General features: G+C 32.6%; 21 protein-coding genes, 1 tRNA gene, 1 rRNA gene, 1 other RNA gene and 1 pseudogene. 3 read left to right on the forward strand and 22 right to left on the reverse strand.

The genetic code is table 11. The annotated features are described in order from the left end of the window. The 10 genes and pseudogenes from TCEL_RS11575 to TCEL_RS11620 form a co-directional block, all read right to left on the reverse strand. Positions 1-254 (reverse strand): 16S ribosomal RNA (locus TCEL_RS11575); the annotation flags it as partial. A gap of 495 nt (positions 255-749) precedes the next feature. Next, entirely contained in the window at positions 750-1,694 is a 945-nt protein-coding gene (locus TCEL_RS11580) for a thiamine pyrophosphate-dependent enzyme (protein ID WP_018666305.1), read from the reverse strand. An 11-nt stretch (positions 1,695-1,705) separates the two neighbouring features. Further along, on the reverse strand, positions 1,706-2,836 hold the full coding sequence (gene porA, locus TCEL_RS11585) for a pyruvate ferredoxin oxidoreductase (protein ID WP_051150586.1): 1,131 nt from the start codon (positions 2,834-2,836) through the stop codon (positions 1,706-1,708). Between the two features lie 43 nt (positions 2,837-2,879). Next, a pseudogene (gene porA, locus TCEL_RS11590) lies at positions 2,880-3,152 on the reverse strand (pyruvate ferredoxin oxidoreductase); the annotation flags it as partial. A gap of 19 nt (positions 3,153-3,171) precedes the next feature. Next, positions 3,172-3,477: a 4Fe-4S binding protein gene (locus tag TCEL_RS11595; protein WP_018666310.1), complete on the reverse strand. Its 306-nt coding sequence runs from the start codon at positions 3,475-3,477 to the stop codon at positions 3,172-3,174. After that, complete coding sequence (locus TCEL_RS11600) at positions 3,470-4,048, reverse strand: 2-oxoacid:acceptor oxidoreductase family protein (RefSeq protein ID WP_018666313.1); 579 nt, start codon at positions 4,046-4,048, stop codon at positions 3,470-3,472. Before TCEL_RS11600 ends, TCEL_RS11595 begins: the two co-directional genes overlap by 8 nt. A 268-nt stretch (positions 4,049-4,316) precedes the next feature. Beyond that, a complete protein-coding gene (locus TCEL_RS11605; protein WP_018666315.1) occupies positions 4,317-4,589 on the reverse strand; it encodes a pro-sigmaK processing inhibitor BofA family protein in 273 nt (90 codons plus the stop codon). A gap of 40 nt (positions 4,590-4,629) precedes the next feature. Next, positions 4,630-5,007 (reverse strand): DUF2508 family protein, encoded by a 378-nt coding sequence (locus tag TCEL_RS11610; RefSeq protein WP_040684096.1) that lies wholly within the window; start codon positions 5,005-5,007, stop codon positions 4,630-4,632. Positions 5,008-5,054: 47 nt separating this feature from the next. Continuing rightward, complete coding sequence (locus tag TCEL_RS12925; protein WP_018666320.1) at positions 5,055-7,154, reverse strand: HD domain-containing phosphohydrolase; 2,100 nt, start codon at positions 7,152-7,154, stop codon at positions 5,055-5,057. A 225-nt stretch (positions 7,155-7,379) separates the two neighbouring features. After that, on the reverse strand, positions 7,380-8,282 hold the full coding sequence (locus tag TCEL_RS11620; protein ID WP_018666322.1) for a LysR family transcriptional regulator: 903 nt from the start codon (positions 8,280-8,282) through the stop codon (positions 7,380-7,382). A 144-nt stretch (positions 8,283-8,426) separates the two neighbouring features. Between TCEL_RS11620 and TCEL_RS11625 the strand changes: the two genes are divergently transcribed. Next, the gene (locus TCEL_RS11625; RefSeq protein ID WP_018666324.1) at positions 8,427-9,422 is read left to right on the forward strand and encodes a YeiH family protein; all 996 of its coding nucleotides are present in this window, start codon (positions 8,427-8,429) and stop codon (positions 9,420-9,422) included. 112 nt (positions 9,423-9,534) lie between these two features. Here the strand turns inward: TCEL_RS11625 and TCEL_RS11630 are convergent, their stop codons facing one another. The 10 genes from TCEL_RS11630 to TCEL_RS11670 form a co-directional block, all read right to left on the reverse strand. Next, positions 9,535-10,038 carry a GNAT family N-acetyltransferase gene (locus TCEL_RS11630; RefSeq protein ID WP_018666326.1) on the reverse strand — a complete coding sequence of 168 codons (504 nt, stop codon included), beginning with the start codon at positions 10,036-10,038 and terminating at the stop codon, positions 9,535-9,537. A 30-nt stretch (positions 10,039-10,068) separates the two neighbouring features. After that, positions 10,069-10,563, reverse strand: coding sequence for a GRAM domain-containing protein (locus TCEL_RS11635; RefSeq protein ID WP_018666328.1), 495 nt, complete (start codon positions 10,561-10,563; stop codon positions 10,069-10,071). 838 nt (positions 10,564-11,401) lie between these two features. Continuing rightward, on the reverse strand, positions 11,402-11,995 hold the full coding sequence (recR, locus tag TCEL_RS11640; RefSeq protein WP_018666332.1) for a recombination mediator RecR: 594 nt from the start codon (positions 11,993-11,995) through the stop codon (positions 11,402-11,404). 12 nt (positions 11,996-12,007) lie between these two features. Then, positions 12,008-12,346 (reverse strand): YbaB/EbfC family nucleoid-associated protein, encoded by a 339-nt coding sequence (locus tag TCEL_RS11645; protein WP_018666334.1) that lies wholly within the window; start codon positions 12,344-12,346, stop codon positions 12,008-12,010. 82 nt (positions 12,347-12,428) lie between these two features. Continuing rightward, positions 12,429-12,851, reverse strand: a complete 423-nt coding sequence (gene hepT, locus TCEL_RS11650; RefSeq protein ID WP_018666336.1) for a type VII toxin-antitoxin system HepT family RNase toxin — start codon at positions 12,849-12,851, stop codon at positions 12,429-12,431. A 12-nt stretch (positions 12,852-12,863) separates the two neighbouring features. Beyond that, positions 12,864-13,262, reverse strand: a complete 399-nt coding sequence (gene mntA, locus TCEL_RS11655; protein WP_018666337.1) for a type VII toxin-antitoxin system MntA family adenylyltransferase antitoxin — start codon at positions 13,260-13,262, stop codon at positions 12,864-12,866. 8 nt (positions 13,263-13,270) lie between these two features. Beyond that, a complete protein-coding gene (gene dnaX / locus TCEL_RS11660; protein ID WP_018666339.1) occupies positions 13,271-14,875 on the reverse strand; it encodes a DNA polymerase III subunit gamma/tau in 1,605 nt (534 codons plus the stop codon). 83 nt (positions 14,876-14,958) lie between these two features. After that, positions 14,959-15,223: signal recognition particle sRNA large type (gene ffs / locus TCEL_RS13275), an RNA gene on the reverse strand. Positions 15,224-15,226: 3 nt separating this feature from the next. Continuing rightward, positions 15,227-15,320: transfer RNA gene (locus TCEL_RS11665), tRNA-Ser, on the reverse strand. A gap of 95 nt (positions 15,321-15,415) precedes the next feature. After that, on the reverse strand, positions 15,416-15,718 hold the full coding sequence (locus TCEL_RS11670) for an ArsR/SmtB family transcription factor (protein ID WP_018666341.1): 303 nt from the start codon (positions 15,716-15,718) through the stop codon (positions 15,416-15,418). 167 nt (positions 15,719-15,885) lie between these two features. On the opposite strand from TCEL_RS11670, the gene TCEL_RS11675 reads away from it, so the two are divergent. Beyond that, complete coding sequence (locus TCEL_RS11675) at positions 15,886-17,322, forward strand: amino acid permease (RefSeq protein WP_018666343.1); 1,437 nt, start codon at positions 15,886-15,888, stop codon at positions 17,320-17,322. Positions 17,323-17,344: 22 nt separating this feature from the next. Here the strand turns inward: TCEL_RS11675 and TCEL_RS11680 are convergent, their stop codons facing one another. Next, complete coding sequence (locus TCEL_RS11680; RefSeq protein WP_018666345.1) at positions 17,345-18,055, reverse strand: metallophosphoesterase family protein; 711 nt, start codon at positions 18,053-18,055, stop codon at positions 17,345-17,347. A gap of 169 nt (positions 18,056-18,224) precedes the next feature. Here TCEL_RS11680 and TCEL_RS11685 point away from each other — a divergent pair, with 169 nt between their 5' ends. Continuing rightward, on the forward strand, positions 18,225-19,406 hold the full coding sequence (locus TCEL_RS11685) for an MFS transporter (protein ID WP_018666349.1): 1,182 nt from the start codon (positions 18,225-18,227) through the stop codon (positions 19,404-19,406). 52 nt (positions 19,407-19,458) lie between these two features. Here the strand turns inward: TCEL_RS11685 and TCEL_RS11690 are convergent, their stop codons facing one another. Then, a complete protein-coding gene (locus TCEL_RS11690) occupies positions 19,459-20,688 on the reverse strand; it encodes an FAD-dependent oxidoreductase (protein ID WP_018666351.1) in 1,230 nt (409 codons plus the stop codon). Between the last annotated feature and the right edge of the window lie 15 nt (positions 20,689-20,703).

The following is a 20,703-nucleotide window of genomic DNA, read 5'->3' on the forward strand; positions in this document are numbered from 1 at the left end:
CTAGCTAATGGGCCGCGGGCCCATCCTTGAGCGGAATTAACCTTTGGCTAAGACGCCATGCGGCATCTTAGCGTTATGCGGTATTAGCAGGCCTTTCGACCTGTTATCCCCCTCTCAAGGGCAGGTTACCCACGTGTTACTCACCCGTCCGCCGCTAAGGTTCAAGGAGCAAGCTCCTATCCCCTCCGCTCGACTTGCATGTGTTAGGCACGCCGCCAGCGTTCGTCCTGAGCCAGGATCAAACTCTCATGTTCTAACCTGAGCTTCAAAGTACGTTCGCTCTCGCTGTTCAGTTTTCAAGGACCGTCGACGCTTATTTATGTTATCACGTCTTTTTCATTTTGTCAACATCTTTTTTTCTTTTGTTTTGTCGTCCTCGCGACGACTCTTATATATTATCAAGTTACATATCTGATAACATAAGCATTAGAAATGATTAAGCTAAATTATATTATGATTTTTAATGTTTTCTCTTTATTACACTAAATTATATATACTGACATTCCCGGTTATGTTGACTGCATTATTATTATTTTCAATTCTTATATTTTATATTCATATTTTTAAAAATTGATTTCATACAAACAACCTTATAATTTAATTAATTTAATTCCTAAATCCATTAAAGGCTTTAACTTAAACCTTAATTTATTCATTTTATCTTAAATCTTTTAAAATTTTAACTTAAGGGGTAATCCCCTATATAAAAAGCTCAGCTTTGGTAAAACCCAAAGCTGAGCTTAGTACAATTACTTTTCTCCACAAAGTTCAAGAAGTCTTTCCCATCTTCTGTCTACTTCTTCTTGGATCTTAGCAATTATATGTTCATTTTCTGGCTTAAATAGATGCTTAAATCTTCCTTGAAGCTTTAACCATTCAGTTATTGGCTTCTTTTCAGCTGGCTTGTAGTTTAGCTTATAAACTCCATTTTCAACTTCATATAATGGCCAGAAGCAAGTTTCTACAGCAGCCTTAATAACATCAAGTTCAGTTGCTGTATCACATCTCCAACCTCTTGGACATGGAGTTAATACATTCATGAACTTAGCACCCTTTATGCTGAATGCCTTTTCTGCCTTATTGTATAGGTCAAACATGTACTTAGTTCCTGGAATTACAGGTACTGACTGAGCAACATATGGAATATTATGTCCTACCATTATTTCAGTTAGGTCTTTTCTAAATTGTTGCTTTCCTGGTATTACCTTACCAGCTGGTGAAGTTGTTGTATCTGCACCATATGGAGTAGCTGATGATCTTTGGATACCTGTGTTCATGTATGCACCGTTATCGTAGCATACATAAAGCATATCATGTCCTCTTTCCATAGCACCTGATAATGATTGAAGACCGATATCATATGTTCCACCGTCTCCACCAAATGCTATGAATTTATATGTATCATTAACCTTTCCTTTTCTTTGGAATGCTCTATAGCAAGCTTCTGCACCACTTACTGTTGCAGCAGCATTTTCAAATGCTGTGTGTATCCATGAATCCTTCCATGCTGTATATGGATATAGACAAGTTGAAACTTCAAGACATCCTGTAGCATTTGAAATAACTGCCTTCTCATCATCCTTAAGTGCCTTAAGTATCCAATTTACTACCATTGGGGCACCGCAACCTGCACACATTCTATGTCCACCAGTTAATCTAACCTTCTTTGCTGAAAGTTCCTTTAAATTTGGCATGATGGCACCTCCTATTCTCTTACACCAATGTAGTTGTAAACTTCATACTTGCCAGTTTCAATAGCATTAAATAGATTGTTGAATACAGTTTCAAAATTGTAAGTTGTAACGTCTCTTCCACCAAGACCATAGATGTAGTTTTGTACTATCTTACCGTCTGCTTTTCCATACATAGCACTTACTACTTCATTAAATAGTGGTCCACCTGCAGCGTTGAATCCGTCAACCTTATCCATTATAGCAACAGCCTTAACATTCTTAAGAGCCTCTACAATTTCTTCTGCTGGGAATGGTCTAAATACTCTAATCTTAATTAAACCAACCTTCTTACCTTGAGCTCTTAAAGCATCAACAACAGTCTTTGCTGTACCTGCTGATGAGTTGATTAGCACTATTGCAGCTTCTGCATCATCCATCTTGTATTCTTCAAAGAATCCATATTTTCTTCCTGTTAACTTTTCATATTCAGCAGCAACTTCAAGAATTACTCTCTTAGCATTTCTCATAGCTTCTGCTTGAAGTCTCTTATGTTCAAAGTAGTGGTTTGGAAGATCAAGTGGTCCCATTGATATTGGATCTTGACCAATTAAAGCAAATGGAGCCTTTCTTTCTTCTCCAACAAACGCCTTAACTTCTGCATCTTCAAGCATTTCAAGATTTTCTACAGCATGGCTTGTTATAAATCCGTCGTAGCAAACCATAACTGGTAGTTGTACATCAGGATGTTCTCCTATTTTTACTGCTTGAATTAAGTTATCATATGCTTCTTGAGCATTTTCACCATATAATTGTATCCAACCTGAATCTCTAGCACCCATTGAGTCTGAGTGGTCGTTATGTATGTTAATTGGTCCTGAAAGCGCTCTGTTTGTAACAGCTAGAACCATTGGTAGTCTCATTGATGCGCCAACATAAAGCATTTCCCACATAAGTGCAAGACCTGCTGATGCTGTAGCAGTCATAACTCTACCACCTGCAGCTGCAGCACCAATACATGCTGACATTGCACTGTGTTCTGATTCTACTGCTACGAATTCTGTATCAACTTCACCATTTGCAACGAATTGTGAGAAATATTGTGGAACTTCTGTTGATGGTGTTATAGGGAAAGCAGCAACAACATCTGGATTAATTTGTTTCATACCAAATGCAACTGCTTCATTACCACTTAAAGATACTCTCTNGCATTTCCCACATAAGTGCAAGACCTGCTGATGCTGTAGCAGTCATAACTCTACCACCTGCAGCTGCAGCACCAATACATGCTGACATTGCACTGTGTTCTGATTCTACTGCTACGAATTCTGTATCAACTTCACCATTTGCAACGAATTGTGAGAAATATTGTGGAACTTCTGTTGATGGTGTTATAGGGAAAGCAGCAACAACATCTGGATTAATTTGTTTCATACCAAATGCAACTGCTTCATTACCACTTAAAGATACTCTCTTTGCCATTGCCTAATTCCTCCCCTCATTATTCTTCTGGTACAAAGTCAAGGGCACCGAACTTACATTGTTTTGTACATACTCCACATCCCTTGCAGTGGTCATAATCAAATCCTGCAAGTTTGCCGTTTTCAACCTTTATTGAGTTGTCTGGACAAACAACCCAGCAAAGTAGGCAATGCTTACATTTATCTTCATACCAAACTGGTCTCATTGCTCTCCAGTCACCAGTCTTGAAGTCTTCTGCATTACCTGCATCTAAAATAACTCCACCTGGTGTAGTTTCTCTCCAAGTTGTTTCATTTGTAATGTTAACCTTTCTTTCTTTATTCATTTCCCTTCACCTCCTCAAGTGCTCTTTTAACAGCTTCCATGTTCTTTGGAACAACGTGAGGCTTGTTAGCAAACTTATGCTTGAATGAAGCTTCTATGCTGTTTAGGAATGTTTCAACTGGAACTACTCCTGTAATCTTTACAACTGCTGCAAGCATAGGAGTATTTGGGAAGTATGCTCCTAATGTTTCTTCTGAAATTTTTCTTGCATCTATTGTATAAACCTTTCCGTCGAAGTTTAATTCCTTCTTGATTTCTTCAGGTGATTTTGCAGTATTTACTATTACTGCACCATCCTTCTTTAATCCTGCTGTAACAGGTACAGACTTAATTAAAGTTTCATCTACAACTACTACATAATCTGGTTCATAAATATTGCTATGTATTGTTATAGGTTCGTCACTTATTCTGTTGTATGCAGTAATTGGAGCACCCATTCTTTCTGGTCCGTATTCTGGGAAACCTTGAATGTACTTTCCAGTATTAAAAGCTACTTCTGCAAGTAAAAGTGAAGCAGTCTTTGCACCTTGGCCTCCACGACCATGCCAACGAATTTCAACTAGCTTTGCCATTAATTTTATCCTCCCTTCACACTCTTTTATATAACAGAAAATTCTGAACAAACCTGTTATAATATAATTACCCTCAATTGTATTATAACAGGATGTACATGCCTTATAACACAAGGCCTGTCATTACAACAGATTTACAATTAAAATTGTAACAGACTAGCAAAAACCTGTCAATAAACTTACCTAAAAAATTAGACTTGTCTAAAAATTTGTTAGTTCTTTAACATTTATTAAGCAAAAATAAAAGAACAAGCTTAAACTTGTCCTTTTAAAATATAGCCCACTTCATCAATGCCAACACCAAAATACCAGGTATTCCAAGCATTCCAACACATGCAGAAGTCCAAATATTAAGTGGGATTGATATGTTAAATTTTTGTCCTATAAAATTTATTAAAAATATTATTACTGCACCAAGCACTGTTTTAAAAATTATCTTTAATAATAACAACCCTCTTTCCTTTAAAGCCATTACAAATATAAACAGAAGAAATATTATCAAAACATATATAACAACATTAAAATCAACATTTAAAGGCATATATTCCTCCCTATAAACTTATTTGTTATATGTATATGCCTTAAAAATTAACTATATTATTAATTCTTCTTGCAACTTTAAACAAATAACACAACCTTGCAAATTCAGCCTTCTCTTTAAATATTGCATAGTCAATTATATCTGGATCAGTTGAATATTTAAATATTTCTTGTGCGTTTTTTATTTCTAAAAGTGTCCTTTCTATTTCGTTTTTTACCTCCATTAGTTCCTTATTTTCTTCAACCTTTGGTGAACTTATAACCTTTATTGCTCTTTCTATTAAGTCTATAGTTGAAACATGTCCATCCATTATAACCCCTCCTCCAAATTCTTTATTTAGATTATTAACATTTTTAGGAGAAGTTATACAAACAAATGAAAAATAACCAATTTTTAAATTGATATAAATTAATCTCAAATAAATTTAACCCCATGCAAAAACTTTTTTGCATGGGGAAAAGGATCTTACTTTTGAATAATGTTTAAAAAAGCTTCAACGACATCTGGATCAAACTGAGTTCCGCTACATCGTTTTATTTCTTCTATTGCCTCTTCATGAGTTTTTACTTTGTTATAACCTCTTGAATTTGTCATTGCATCATATGAATCAGCAACTGCTAAAATTCTGCACTCTATTGGTATTTCATCTCCCTTTAAACCAAGAGGGTACCCCTTACCATCCCATCTTTCATGATGTTTTAAAATCAAATCTGCAATACTTGATAGCTCATTTGAATTTAGTGCAATTCTATATCCCTTCTCAGTATGTGCCTTCATTATTTCCCATTCTTCATCCGTCAATTTACCCTTTTTATTTAATATATCATCAGGTATGGCAACCTTTCCTAAGTCGTGTACATCTGCAAGAAGAAGTAAATTGTTCTTTTTAGCATCAGATAAATTCATTCTGTCTGCAATCTTTTCACAAATTTTCCTTACCCTTTCTGTATGACCATGTGTAATAAAGTCTTTTTCCGCCAACGTTGCCATTAATACATTCATTATTTGATTTTTACTACTTGCCTTATTTAAAAGTTTATCTTTATACATCATATCATCTGCTTCTTTTATGGCATCTTTTATTGTTTTATTCCTCTTTGCTGTTGAATAACCCATCGCTACACTCAATGTCAATATTTTCTCATCAAGAGTTTCATTGAACTTTTCAATCTCACTCTTTATTTTCTTAACAAGGTTTTCAGCATCTTCCTCATTATAATTTGGCATTATAATAACAAATTCGTCTCCACCAATTCTTGCACAAATTTCTCCATTCTTTATACATCTTTTAACTACCACTGCAAACATCTTTAGAAGCTTATCTCCATATTGATGTCCCATTGTATCGTTAATCAATTTTAACCCATTAACATCTGCCAATATTACACTTACAACACTACCCTTTTTGCCTTCAAATGCATCTACAACCTTGTTATAATAATTTAGGTTGTAAAAACCGGTTAAGCTATCATGAAGACTTAAATACCTAAGCTGTTTCTCATAATCCTTTATTTCTGTTATATCAGTGTATATTGCATATCCACCTACTACTTTACCATTTATTCTTATTGATACACTTCTTAATAATACATTTATCGGGTTATTATATTTACCATAACGTACAGTTTCAATATTAACCATGCCTTCTCTAATGGCTATATCTGTACATTCCCTTGCCTCTTTATACCTTTCCTTTGGAACCACCAAAGTGTCTATATCCTTACCTATACACTCTTCCCTTGTATAACTAAACATTTTAAGAAAGGCATCATTAACATTAACAACATACCCTTCTCTATCAAACTCTGCTATTCCATCTTGAGAGTTACAAAAAAGAGCCTGCAAATATTCCCTCTGCTTAGTTTCCCTTTCTTTTTCTTCTACCAATCTCTCTTCTGTTTCTTTTCTCCTTTCTACTTCTCTTTTTAACATCTTATTCAACTTAGAAAGCTTTATTAAATAAACAATAAATAAAAGCATACCCATTAGGGACGTTAAAGTAAAGAGAATCCTCTGCTGTTTTAAGATTATATTCATATTTTTAAATGCACTATTTACATATACCCCTGTTCCAATATATGCATTGATCTCTGGAATTCCTTTAACATATGAAAGTTTTTCTTCATATTCATTAGAATTAGGTAGAAATGCCTGATACTTAACATATGCTCCATCCTTTGATGATTTTGCAGCCCTTGTTAGCTCCTGTATTACATACTTTCCTGTTGGATCTTTGTAATTCCATTGATTTGTGCCTTCTTTTTCTGGCTGAAATGGTTGAACTAGATAAATTCCATTGTATGTGCTCATGAATATATAGTTGTAGGAATATTCATCTTTATAAATCATTCTTCTTACTACATTTGCAACTTCTCTTCTAGCTTCTTCCTCTGTAATTTTCCCCTGCCTTTTTTGTTCTAATATAGGCTCAATTGCGTTGTATGCTATTTCTACCTTCTGCTTCAGCTCTAATCTTCTCTGTTTCTCAACCTCATTTAAAAACCTTTTAGATAGATTATCTGTAAAATAAAGCTGAAGAAAAACTAACACAAAAACTAAAAACATAATCACCTGTCGGTTAATTATACTATTTATAAATGCTTTAATCTTCTGTCGAAACATACCCTCACCAAACCTCTTGATAATTTATGACAATATTATACATTAATGAAAATATAAAATAAACACCAATATATAAAATAAATTGTTACAAGCGATAAAGCAAATAAATCACTTTTAAGCATAATTTAAGGAAGGTATAGTACCTCCCTTTATGGTTTTAATATCAAATTATTTTTTATAATCATTTAGACTTATATTCATTATACAAAAGTCTATAAAATTGCCTATAAATTCATCTTTAGCCTCTTCTAAATATATAAAGTTAAATTCCCTATATATACGAATATCTTTAATTGGAACTTCCTTTAAAGTTCCAATGCTTAATTCCTTTTTTATGGCCTCTTTTGATATTATAGTGTATCCTAAGTTAGCCTCTACCAAGGATATAATTGCATTGATACTTCCTATCTCCATATATGGTTTTATATCATTTATGTTATATCCTATTTCCTCTAATTTTTGCTCAAATATCTTTCTTGTACCTGAACCCTTTTCTCTAAGTATTAAATTCCCTTTTAAAACTTCTTCAATATCAACCTCTTTTTGTGTTGCAAAATAATGTTCAGGTGATACAGCTAAAACCAATTCATCATCTTTAAATTTATTATAACAGAACTTATTTCTATCAAATGGTCCTTCAACAACTGCAAAATCAAGTTCTCTTTTCAGTAGCTTATCTTCAATATCTTCTGTATTATATACTTCAAGTAATATTTTTATATTTTCATTTATCTTTTGAAATTCTGCTATAATCTTTGGTAAAACATATCCACCAATAGTCATACTTGCACCAACATTATATGTTTTTTGTATACCAGTCTTGTTTTTTATTTCATCAAAGGCTTTTCTATATAATATTTCTATATTCTGTGCATATTTAAATAAAATTTTTCCTTCATCTGTAAGTTCAATATTTCTGCCCTTTTTTCTAAAAAGTTTAACCCCATAATAATCCTCAAGGGATTTAATATGTTGAGATACAGCGGGTTGTGTTAAATTAAGATACTCTGCTGCATTTGTATAATTTTTAAATTTTGCAAGTGCTATAAATGAAGTTAATTTAGCATCCATCAAATCTATCATCCCCAGAATAAATATAAAATGCAATTCTAATTATAACATATTGTTATAATCTTATCATAAATTCTTTATTGTTCATTTAAATGCTTATATTTATATTATTAGTATAAAATTACTTATAAAGGAGTTGACATTATGAAGTGGATAAAGGAAAACTTAAGTGGTATAACTTTATGTTTTATTTTAGCTACTATATCATATAAACTTGGGAAAGTGTTCCCTATAGTAGGTGGACCTGTATTTGGCATTATTTTAGGTATAATAATTAACAATACAATAGGAAAACCTAAAAACACTCAAGAAGGAATAAAATTTACTTCTAAAAAAATTCTTCAATGGGCAATCATTGTTTTAGGTGCAGGTTTAAATATAAAACAGATTTATCAAACAGGATTAGAATCTTTATCTGTTACTATTGTTACACTTATTGTAGCGTTTGCTACAGCATTTATTTTCGGAAAACTTCTTAACATCCCATATAAATTAAAATCCCTCATAGGAGTTGGAACTGCAATTTGTGGTGGCTCTGCGATTGCTGCAATATCTCCAATAATAGAGGCAGATGAAATGGAGGTGGCCTACTCAATATCTACAATATTTTTATTCAATGTAATTGCTGTACTTATATTCCCACCACTTGGTCATATACTTGGCTTTGATGATAAGGCCTTTGGACTTTGGGCTGGAACTGCAATAAACGATACGTCATCTGTTGTTGCTGCAGGATATATATACAGCAATACTGCTGGTGCCTATGCTACAATTGTTAAATTAACTAGAACTACTATGATTATTCCTATCTCACTTATCTTTGCAATAATTACATCATTACAAAAGAAAAAAGACTCAAAACAAAATAACTCTGTAAATTACAGCTTCAATAAAATATTCCCTTGGTTTATCATTTGGTTTTTAGTCGCTTCTATTTTAAATACAATAGGTTTATTCCCTAAGGAAACTATTTCATATATAAATTCAGTAGGTAAATTTATGATTATTATGGCACTTTCTGCTGTTGGACTTTCAACAGACTTTAAAAAGATACTCAAAACTGGTATAAAACCACTATTATTAGGCCTAATTGTTTGGTTTGCAGTTGCAGTATCAAGCATAATAGTTCAAGCTCTATAAGAAATATTAATCATATACTTATCTAAAAAATCAAACCTTTAAATAAAAAAGAGCAAGGTGAAAAACCTTACTCTTTTATTTTATATAATATTTTTTAAGTTATTTTTCTACATTATATATTATATCTTGCCATTAAATACTCATCTACATATTTTCCATTTTTTATAGCAGCATATTTTTTTGTTCCTTCTATTTGAAAACCTAGAGATTCATATAGATTTATCGCCCTATCATTATCAACGAAAACACAAAGCTCAACCCTTACAAGCTTTAGCCAATTATCCGCAAGGTCTAATACTTCTTCAAGTAGTGCCTTGCCTATCCCCATACCTTGATAGTCTTTATGTACCATTATCCCTATACTTGCTGAATGTCTACACCTTGGATTTGAATTAACATGAAGTCCTACAACTCCAACAACTTTTCTCACGCCATTATTATTAACCTCTGCAACAAACACATAATCATTAGGTCCTAAATTTTTGATAAAATCCTCTGTTTTATTTATTCTTTCACTTTTAATTCCTAATATTGTTTCCCTAACCCCATCCATTCTTCTCATTTCATTAACATCCTCTGCATCTTCAAACCTTATCGGTCTTATTATATAGTTCATATAACCCCTCCTATTTAATATTAAACTAATTCATATTTTTACATCTTCAATTACCCTAATCCACTCATCCAAATTGTTAACAACAAAAACTTCTTCCCTGCCATCTATGGTTTCAATTTCAAGTCCTTTCCTTATTAATTTAGCAATTAGTTTCTTTTTTAATTCTTTTATATCTGATAACTTAATTATTGTTTGATGAGGCCTAAGATTATATTTATGTGATTGGAAAATAAGTTCATCTTTAGTTAAAAACAGCCATCCACCTGCTGCTTCAAATTTAGTAAAATGATTAGCAGGACCGTTATAAATTATTTCTTTTCCATTTGTTATCTCTAATCCAAGCCTTTTAAACTTTTTATTTTGAAAGTACATAAAAATACCAATAAATATTCCAAAAAAAATTCCTGCTAATATTCCTTTAATAATTCCCTTAAATAATGATAAGGTTATTAGAGAAAAAAATATACTCATAAAAAAAGCAAAAAGTAAAGTTGCATAGACTGTAGTTTTAATAGCACTTTTCATTTTATCCACTCCTAATTTGTAAATATATTTCCATTTGTAAACTTTCTACACAAACAATATAATTCCTTTTTATAGATGTGATTTTTTAAAAAATACCATATTATAACAAAAAGGAAGAGCCTTAATTTACTCTTCCTTTTTTGAGCAAGTTTATTTTATTTTGAAGAAGTTTAATTGGAATTGAAGGAGTTTTTTTGGGAAAAATAAGTAAGGCAAAAACCTTACTCTTTTTTATTGTACATAATTTCAAAACTTCACCTTCAAATTTTGGAAAATGTCACATTTCACCTGTTATCGTCAAAAAAACTCCTTCAAAACCACCCCTTTAAAACCCTTGAAAAATCTACCTCCCATATAATACCAGTAAAAAAACTCCTTCAAAATTCTCAAAAAAATTTCCAATTTTTATCCTTTATTTTCCAAATTAATATATCGAAAAAGAAAATAAAGTTGTTCAAAATTTAGGGTGGGTAAGGGATTAGTTTTTTAGGGTTATAGGATTTATAAGGGAATAGGATTTTAATAAGATAGGGGTATATCTTTTTCTGATATTTAATCATATTTTTTCTCTATCAAATCCCTATTTCCTTAACACTTGATTTCCCTCATTTCTAATTCCAAATCAATCCTCTTTATCAACTATAATCCTATATAACTTAAACCCTAAAAAACTCCATACCCTAACACCCTATCTTCCTATTCTCCTGAAATCCTAAAATTATACTAAAAGGAAGAGCCTTAAATTTACTCTTCCCTTTTGAACGACTTTATTTTCTTTTGAAGGAATTTAATTGGAATTGAAGGAGTTTTTTTGAGGAAGACATCACCTGGGTGGCACTTATATTTCTCTTCTTCCCTCTAATGCCTTAAGTAGTGTTACTTCATCTGCATATTCTATGTCTCCACCTACTGGAATTCCATGGGCTATTCTTGAAACCTTAATACCAAGAGGCTTAATAAGTCTTGCTATATACATTGCTGTAGCCTCGCCCTCAACATTTGGGTTTGTTGCAATGATAACTTCCTTAACCTCGTCATTCATTCTTGATAAAAGTTCTTTAATCTTTATATCATCTGGCCCAATACCTAGCATTGGAGATATTGCACCATGAAGAACATGGTATAAACCCTTGTATTCCTTTGTCCTCTCCATTGCAATAACATCCTTGGGCTCCTGAACGACACAAATTGTACTTCTATCCCTTGCTGTATTTGAACATATTACGCATGGATCTGTATCTGTTAAATTACCACATACAGAGCAATATTTTATTGATGCCTTTGCTTCTATTATGGCATCAGCAAGAGATTCAACATCTCTTTTGTCCATATTTATGATATAAAAAGCAAGCCTCTGGGCTGTTTTTGTTCCAACGCCCGGAAGCTTTGATAGTTCTTCAATTAATTTCGCAACTTTAGTAGGATAAAACAACTAACTCACTCCTTAGAAAAGACCAGGCATGTTTAGGCCACCAGTTAGTTTAGCCATTTCATTTGCCATCATTTCTTCTGCCTTCTTTAGAGCTTCATTTACTGCAGCTAAAACAAGGTCTTGTAGCATTTCAACATCATCTGGATCCACAACTTCTCTATCAATAACTATATCAACTATTTCCTTCTTACCATTTGCAACTGCCTTAACCTTTCCACCACCAACAGTTGCTTCAACAGTTTGTTGTTCAAGCTTTGCTCTCATTTCTTCTATTTGTTTTTGAAGTTTTTGAGCCTGCTTTAAAAGATTATTCATATTTCCACCCATTGGGGGCATTCCACCTTTAAACATATAAAAACCTCCCTTTATTCACTATCATTTTATTATATTCATTTTACCCTCTTATTGTACCAGTTAGTTTTTGTAAATTCAATCACATATTCTGTACTATACAATCAATAAACACTTTTAAATCCTCTATGTTATTTTTCAAAATACTATATATTACCTTATCGTCAATATCGATATACATATGAACTATTCTATTTCTAAATTTAGCCATCATAAAAAATTTATCTATATATTCTTCTGGGATTATACCATTTTTATATAATGCCTCAAAACTATCTTTGTTACTCTCTATCTTTGCCCACTTATTTCTTGCAACTATATGATTTGATATATCAAGCATTGCTTCAATTGATGTTTGAAGTAAATACTTTGCACTATATACATTTCTAAAATCACTTAAAAATTCTTCTTCAGTTAAAGCACTCAACTTAACTAATTTATTTATGTTATCCTGTAAAAAAGACAATTTCACCAAAATCTTGTCTCTATCAATGTTAAAAATCATTTCTTAATCACCTTAACCTCTATAAAAATAATCTTTATAAAAATTGTTTATAAAATATATTTCATCTCTAAATCTTTTATAAACATATTCTATATAATCACAAAACCGATTAAAATCCCTTACATATATTTCTCTTCCCTCATTTATTGTCTTCTTCTGTAATGTAATTGGTGCTTTTTTTAAGTTTACTAAATCAATGTTATCAAATTTCAATATGTCTGAAATATTTGCTTCTATCTCAAGTTCAGTTAAAATATCTACTTCTCTATTAAATAATATTGCAAAATCTATGTCACTATCCTCCATTTGAAATTCTGTACCATAGGAACCAATTATAAAAACAGCCTCAATTTCATCTCTATTTTTAAAAAAATCTATAAGATTTTGTATCTTTGATTCTATACTGATCATATAACCACCTACTCTATAACCTCTACTAAATCCTCTCCAAATGTATTTTTTAATCTATCTATTTCATCATCCATTGGATCTCCTAAAACTCTAAACTCTAACTTTACATCCTTCTTTAATACCTTTGAAAAATACTCTTCGGCTATCTTTTTATTTTCTGCCTTATCTAAATTATCTTTACTAAAGGAGTATCTTTTATCAAACCCAATAACCACTTTATTCCCTTTAGTTTCAATAACATCTCCTGGCTCTAGATAAGCATATACTATCATCTTTTTATTTGCCTTAAGTAAATTTAATATATCATGCCAGCTTGCTCTTACTTCATTTATAGTAACATCTAATGCAGGTAATTCTCCTAATTCTTCTTCCTTCTTTACTGAAACTTCTTCAACTTTTTTAGGCTGAACTACTTTAGGCTTAATAGGTTGAGGTTTTGCTTCTACATTGCTTACTATAAAAGCCCCTTCCTTAATCTTTTCCTCCAATGTATTAAGCCTTGCCATTATCGTTTCAACGGATATGTCATATTCCCTTTTACAGTACCTTATAACAGTCATTTCAAGAAGTATTCTCCATTGATTTGTAATCTTAGTTGAGTTTTCTGCCTCAACAAACAGATTAACTGCCCTCATTATTTCTTCACTTCTTAACTTTCTTGACTGTTCTACTAGCATATTTATAGTATCCTTGCTTAAATCCAATATCTCCTCTGGGTTTTTACTTACCTTTGCAAGAAGCAAGTTTCTAAAGTGCCTTGTCATATCTTTTATAAACTGCGAAACATCTTTACCACTTAATATAACTTCATCAATTGTCCTTATTGCTCCCTCTATGTTTCTTTCTATCATAAAATCTACTAATTTAAATATATGTTCATTTGACGTAAGACCAAGCATTTCTGACACCCTTTGATATTCAACCTTACCATCTGACATCGCTATTGCTTGGTCTAATATAGAAAGAGCATCACGCATAGCTCCATCTGATACGCGTGATATTAATTCAAGTGTATCATCATCACATAAAGCACCTACTTGATTTACAACCTCACGAAGCCTCAAAACCATATCCCTTGTTGTAATTCTCTTAAAATCAAACCTTTGACATCTAGATAATATAGTAGGGGGAACCTTCTGTGGATCTGTTGTAGCAAGTATGAATATTACATGTCTTGGAGGTTCCTCTAAGGTTTTTAATAGTGCATTAAATGCACTTTGAGATAGCATATGAACTTCATCTATTATATATACTTTGTACTTTGCTCTATGAGGTGGGTACTTTACGTCTTCTATTAGTTCTCTAACATTTTCAACTCTATTATTTGAAGCAGCATCTATTTCAAACACATCAATTAGCGTTCCTGCATTTATCTCCCTACATATTTCACATTCATTACATGGCTCTGCATCTTTAGGATTTAAGCAGTTTACAGCCTTTGAAAGTATCTTTGCAGTAGAAGTCTTTCCTGTTCCGCGTGTTCCACAAAAAAGATATGCATGAGGTATTTTATTCTGTAATATCTGGTTTTTTAGTGTTCTTACTATATTTTCTTGCCCTACAAGTTGGCTAAAATTTTGCGGTCTAAACTCTCTATAAAGGGCTTTGTACATATTATCACCCCTTAAATAATTATAACCAATTATAGTAATTTAAAAAAGTATAAAAAAAAAGCCCTAAAGGCTTATTTTTAGGACCGTGCACCTTACTTCGATGTAAGCCTACAAGCGTTACCTGGGCAGTAAGCTCCAATCAGGCTTACCCACGGCACACGGAAGTGTTCACTTACCGTTGCTTCCTTCCGGACCTGGCGGGGTTCATGAATTTCCGTTGCGCAGGACCCAATCTTCAACACCACTTACCCAGGTCAGTCCCTACATGCTTACACCTAGGTAAGGAATTCAACCCTGCTATAGCGGATTGCAGGTTACAGGGCACCGCTACCTCCCCGTCTAGCACGGTCATGGCGGAGAGAGGGGGATTCGAACCCCCGATACGGATTTTGTCCGTATACGCGATTTCCAGTCGCGCGCCTTCGACCAGCTCAGCCATCTCTCCATGTGCTGACTTTTATATTATATATATTTTATTAAACTATGTCAAGGTGAGATTTGTCAGAAATATTTGTCATAAGTTAACAAGGATTGTTATACTTAGATTTCTTTCTCAAGCATTTTTAATCTAGCCTTAATCACACCATCTGCAGCTTCAAACAGTTTTTTTATCTCATCTGAAGTTAGACTATAATGAATATTAAGTCCTATCTTGTCTCCCTTAACAATTCCTGCATCCTTTAGTATCCTTAAATGTTGTGAAAGATTTGATTGACTAAACTCTATATTCTCATTTAATTTACAAACGCATTGTGGTCCATCTAGTAAGAACTTTACTATCTTATACCTTATTGGATGCCCTAAAGCCTTAAACATTTTTACTACTAATTCTTCCTGTGTCAACTTTAACACCCCTTTGTATTTAGTTAATAATATTATAATTCCCTTAATAAATACCTGCAATATGAAACCTATCTTAAATATAATTTAAAATTATTGACAATCTTATTCATATAAAAGATAATAAATTTAAAGCAATTATAAATTTTATATTAAAGGGGGACACCATCATGAGTAACTCAAAAAAGCTTGGTCTTTGGACCCTTGTTATGCTTACCTTTGTTCCAACTTTTGGATTTGGTAACATAACATCAAATGCAGTAGTATTAGGACCTGCTGCAATTCCTTCATGGTTTATTGTTTCGGTCTTATTCTTCTTCCCATTATCAATCATGATAGCAGAGATTTCATCTGCAAACCAAGACAAAGAAGGCGGACTTTATGCTTGGATTGAATCTTCTTTAGGACCAAAATGGGCCTTCATTGGAACATGGTCATATTTTATAGCAAACCTATTCTATTTACAAATGGTTTTTGCTAGAATTCCAGTTTCAACATCTTGGGCACTATTTGGTGAAAACAGATTTACAGACCAAAATGCATATCTACTTCCATATTTAAGCGTTGTACTTGCTATACTACTAACTTTTATTGCAACAAGAGGAGTTAAGCGCTTTGCAAAGCTTAGCGACTTTGGTGGAAAGTTCACACTAGCTGCAACAGTTATATTTATAGTTTTTGCTATAGTAGGCTATCTAACTGGAACACCATCAGCAACTCAATTTACAGCTGAAAATACAATTCCAAAGTTTGATGTATCATATTTTGCTACATTCTCATGGTTACTATTTGCAGTTGCTGGTGCAGAGGTTGCAGGAACTTATATAAAAGAAGTGGACAATCCTGAAAAGACTTTCCCAAAGGCTGTAATAATAGCTACTATATTTATTGCACTTGCTTATATTATAGGTTCTGTTGCAGTATGCCTTGTTGCATCTCCAGAAGTACTTGAGAGTGCAAACCTAAAGGACGCAGGATATATAGTTTACAAAATACTAGCTGAAAATTGGGGAATAAATGGTAAAATAGTTGTACAGCTATATGCATTTATATTTACAATTACATCTATTGCTGCATACATCGTATGGATTGAATCACCAATTAGAGCTATGTTTGCTGAAGTTCCAGAAGGAACATTCCCAAGATTTTTAACAGCAAAGAGTGAAGATGGCACTCTTAAAAATGCTCTATGGGTACAATGTGCAATTGTTATCATATTGATTTTAGTACCACTACTTGGAATTGAATCAATTGACGCATTCTTTAAATTATTATATGATCTATCAGCTTTATCACTTGTTGTACCTTATATAATCCTAATCGTTGCTTATATATCATTTAGAAAGAAAAATATGGATGCACCATTTAAATTCTTTAAAACTAATTCTTCAGCTATGGTATTCTCATGGATAGCTCTTATACTAAGTGTAGCTGGTTTTATAGGTGCTGGATTTGACTATGTACTTGGTTCTGAATCAACATCTGAGGCAATTAAACTAGTATTTAAAACATATGGAGGACCAATTATATTAATCTTATTTGGATATTTAATTGCCTTTGGTGGTAAGAAAAATATAGCTTCAAAATCACAAGATCAATCAATATAAAAAGGGGCTTATTTCAAGCCCCTTATACTTTTCCTGTTCTTATATTCTTTATAAAACTCTCAGGCATTCCTGCCTCCTCCATGTCCTGTGCAGCCCTCTCATAATCATAAGGTACATACATAATTTCAACCTTAAGCTCATCATCCGCATCTATAATTATATAATTTGCATCTGGTCTACCGTTTTTGGGTTTACCAACACTACCTGAGTTTATTAACATCTTGTTATAGTATCTTTTAAAATATGGTACATGTGTATGTCCACATACTAAAATATCGTGGCTTATTTCCCCCATAACCTCTTCTGCTTCCTTTGAATTTTCCTTTAAATATTCATTTATCTTTCTTGGACTTCCATGAACAAATATAAACGTTCTATCTTCAAAGGTTAAAACTGCTTCTTTGGGTAGAGCTCTTAAAAATCTTTTATTTTCTTCTTTTGTATTTTCTATTGTCCAATTTAATGAAATTGCAGCATTTTCAGCATCCTTTGGATCTGGATAATCACATCCACAAACCATTCTTTCAAATCCAACCGCATCGTCATAGTTTCCCATTATCGTTAGTATGTTCTTCTTTCTAATAAGTTCGATTACTTCGTTTGGATGGGTTCCATATCCAACAAGGTCTCCTAAACATACTGTCAAATCAACATTTCTCTTTTCTATATCCTCAAGTACCTTTTCAAGAGCATATATATTGCTGTGAATATCTGATATAACTGCTATTCTCATATTATCACCCCACAGAATTATTTAATCATATAATAATATATAAATATATTGCTTGTAAAGTTAATTTAGTGTTAAAAAATTCTTATTTTACATATATTATTTCCATAAGCTATTGTACTAATAAGTATAAAATATTATAATATTCATAGCAAGTAAAGGAGGGATTAAATTGAAGGACAAGAAAAAAATTGCTATTGAGTTTATCATCCTATTTGGAATAATTAGTGCTTTAGGTGATGTTACCTATGAAGGTGCAAGAAGCGTATATGGAACATATCTTGCATCCTTAGGAGCAACTGCAACTATAATAGGACTTATTACTGGACTTGGGGAATTTTTAGGGTATACTTTTAGGCTTATTTCAGGCTACTTTGTTGATAAAACTGGCCTTGACTGGCCAATTACTATTCTTGGATATGCTCTTTTACTATCAGTTCCACTACTAGGTTTCTCAAGCACTTGGAAGGTTGCTGCTATATTTGTACTATGTGAAAGACTTGGAAAAGCAATACGAAGTCCAGGAAAAAGTTCAATGCTATCCCATGCAACTAAACACGTTGGAACTGGTTTTGGTTTTGGAATTTTAGAGGCTGTTGACCAACTTGGTGCTCTAGTTGGTCCACTTGTATTTACTTTCGCCCTAACACTTACAGGAACATATAAAGCAGGCTTTAAATTTATGTTAATACCAGCACTTTTAACTATTGCCTTTGTTATATTTGCAAGAATTAGAGTTCCTAATCCAAAAGAACTTGAAGAAGATGTTAAATCAGAAATAAAAACTGAACTTAAAAACAATAAGGCTGTTTACACTAAAAAGTTTATAAACTACTCTCTATTTATCTTCTTTAGTATAGTAGGTTTTGTAAACTTCCCTATATTGTCTTACCACTTCTTGAATAAAAAGATAATATTAGAAGGGATAATCCCTACACTGTATGCAGTTGCAATGGCACTTGATGGATTGTTTGCCCTTATAATAGGAAAGTATTACGATAAAAAAGGATTTAGAGCGCTTATATTTGTACCAATTCTTTCAATAGGGCTTGTAATTTTAGGATTTTCTAAAAATACTTATCTTGCAGTTGTATCAGTTATGCTTTGGGGAATTATAATGAGCATTCACGAAACTATACTAAAGGCTGCAATAGCTGATATAACAACAAAGGATATAAGAGGAAGAGCCTATGGAATTTTCTACACTATATATGGAATATCAATGTTAGTAGGAAGTGTTGCTATGGGATATTTATATGAAATATCCACATTATTAACAATTGTATTTGCAACAATATGCCAGATTATCGCTTTTGTATTCTATTTTAGATTTAAACAAAGTTTACAGAAATGATAAATTAGGCACCCCATGAAGAATATAAAATACTTCATGGGGTGCCTAAATATTATGCTAATGCCTTTATATTTTCAATTATTGAAGCCTTTTCAATATTGTTGTCCTTCTTTACAACCTTACCATCCTTTGTGTAATATATTGTAAGTGCTTCAACATCTCCTAGTCTTGCAGCAAGTGTAGCATTCTTATAAACATCTATCTTAAATACCTTTAATATATCCCTATATTCCCTTTCAATGTCTTCAATAATCTTTAAGTTTTCTCTACTCTTTTCATCTATTGGAGACCAGAGATATATAAGTCCTATTTTATCCTTCTGCATTATTTCCTTTTCAAAAAGCTCAGATTCTGCAACATACTTCTCTGCCATAATTCCAGCAATTGCACCATCCCCAACTGCTGTTGCAACCTGCTTTATAGCCTTTGCTCTAACATCCCCTGCTGCAAAAACTCCATCTATATTTGTCTGCATATTTTCATCAGTTATGATATAACCATTCTTATTCATATTAATTTGCCCTTTAAAAATCTCTGTGTTTGGTTCATATCCAATAAATAAGAAGCATCCATCTACAGGTACTTCAATTAACTCACCTGTCTTGACATTCTTTAGCACAACCTTGTTTAACCTTTCTTCTCCTTCAAAGGAGTGAACCATTGTATTCCATATAAATTCCATCTTAGGATTATTCATAGCCTGTTCTTGTGCTATCTTATTGGCATCCATAATACCAACATCATGAATAACAGATACTATAACCTTTTTAGCAAACTTTGTTAAGAATATTCCCTCCTCTATAGCAGCATCTCCACTTCCTATAACCATTACTGTTTTATCCGTATAATATGCAGCATCACAGGTTGCACAGAAGGAAATTCCCTTATCATATAAAAATTTTTCTTCATTTAAAGCCTTTGTTAGTCTTGGCTTTCCTCCTGTTGCTATTATAACTGCCTTTGCATGATATATTACTCTAAATGTCTCTAGTATTTTATCCTTCCCTTCTAAATTAACAGATTTTACATCTGTCTGCTTAATAGTTACTCCGAACTTCTTAGCCTGCTTTGTAAAAAGGTTCATTAATCCTGTTCCTGTCTCTCCATCTGGGAAGCCTGGATAGTTTTCTATTTCACTTGTATAGGTAGCTAGTCCACCTAAAAGCGATTTTTCAAATAATATTGTCTTAAGTCTTGCACGTCCACAGTATATTGCAGCTGTTAACCCAGCTGCTCCTCCCCCTATTATAGCAACATCATAGTATTCATGTTTCTTTTCCATATTTCACCCTCCTAA

Source organism: Thermobrachium celere DSM 8682 (assembly GCF_000430995.1).
In the GTDB taxonomy this organism is placed as follows: domain Bacteria; phylum Bacillota; class Clostridia; order Clostridiales; family Caloramatoraceae; genus Thermobrachium; species Thermobrachium celere.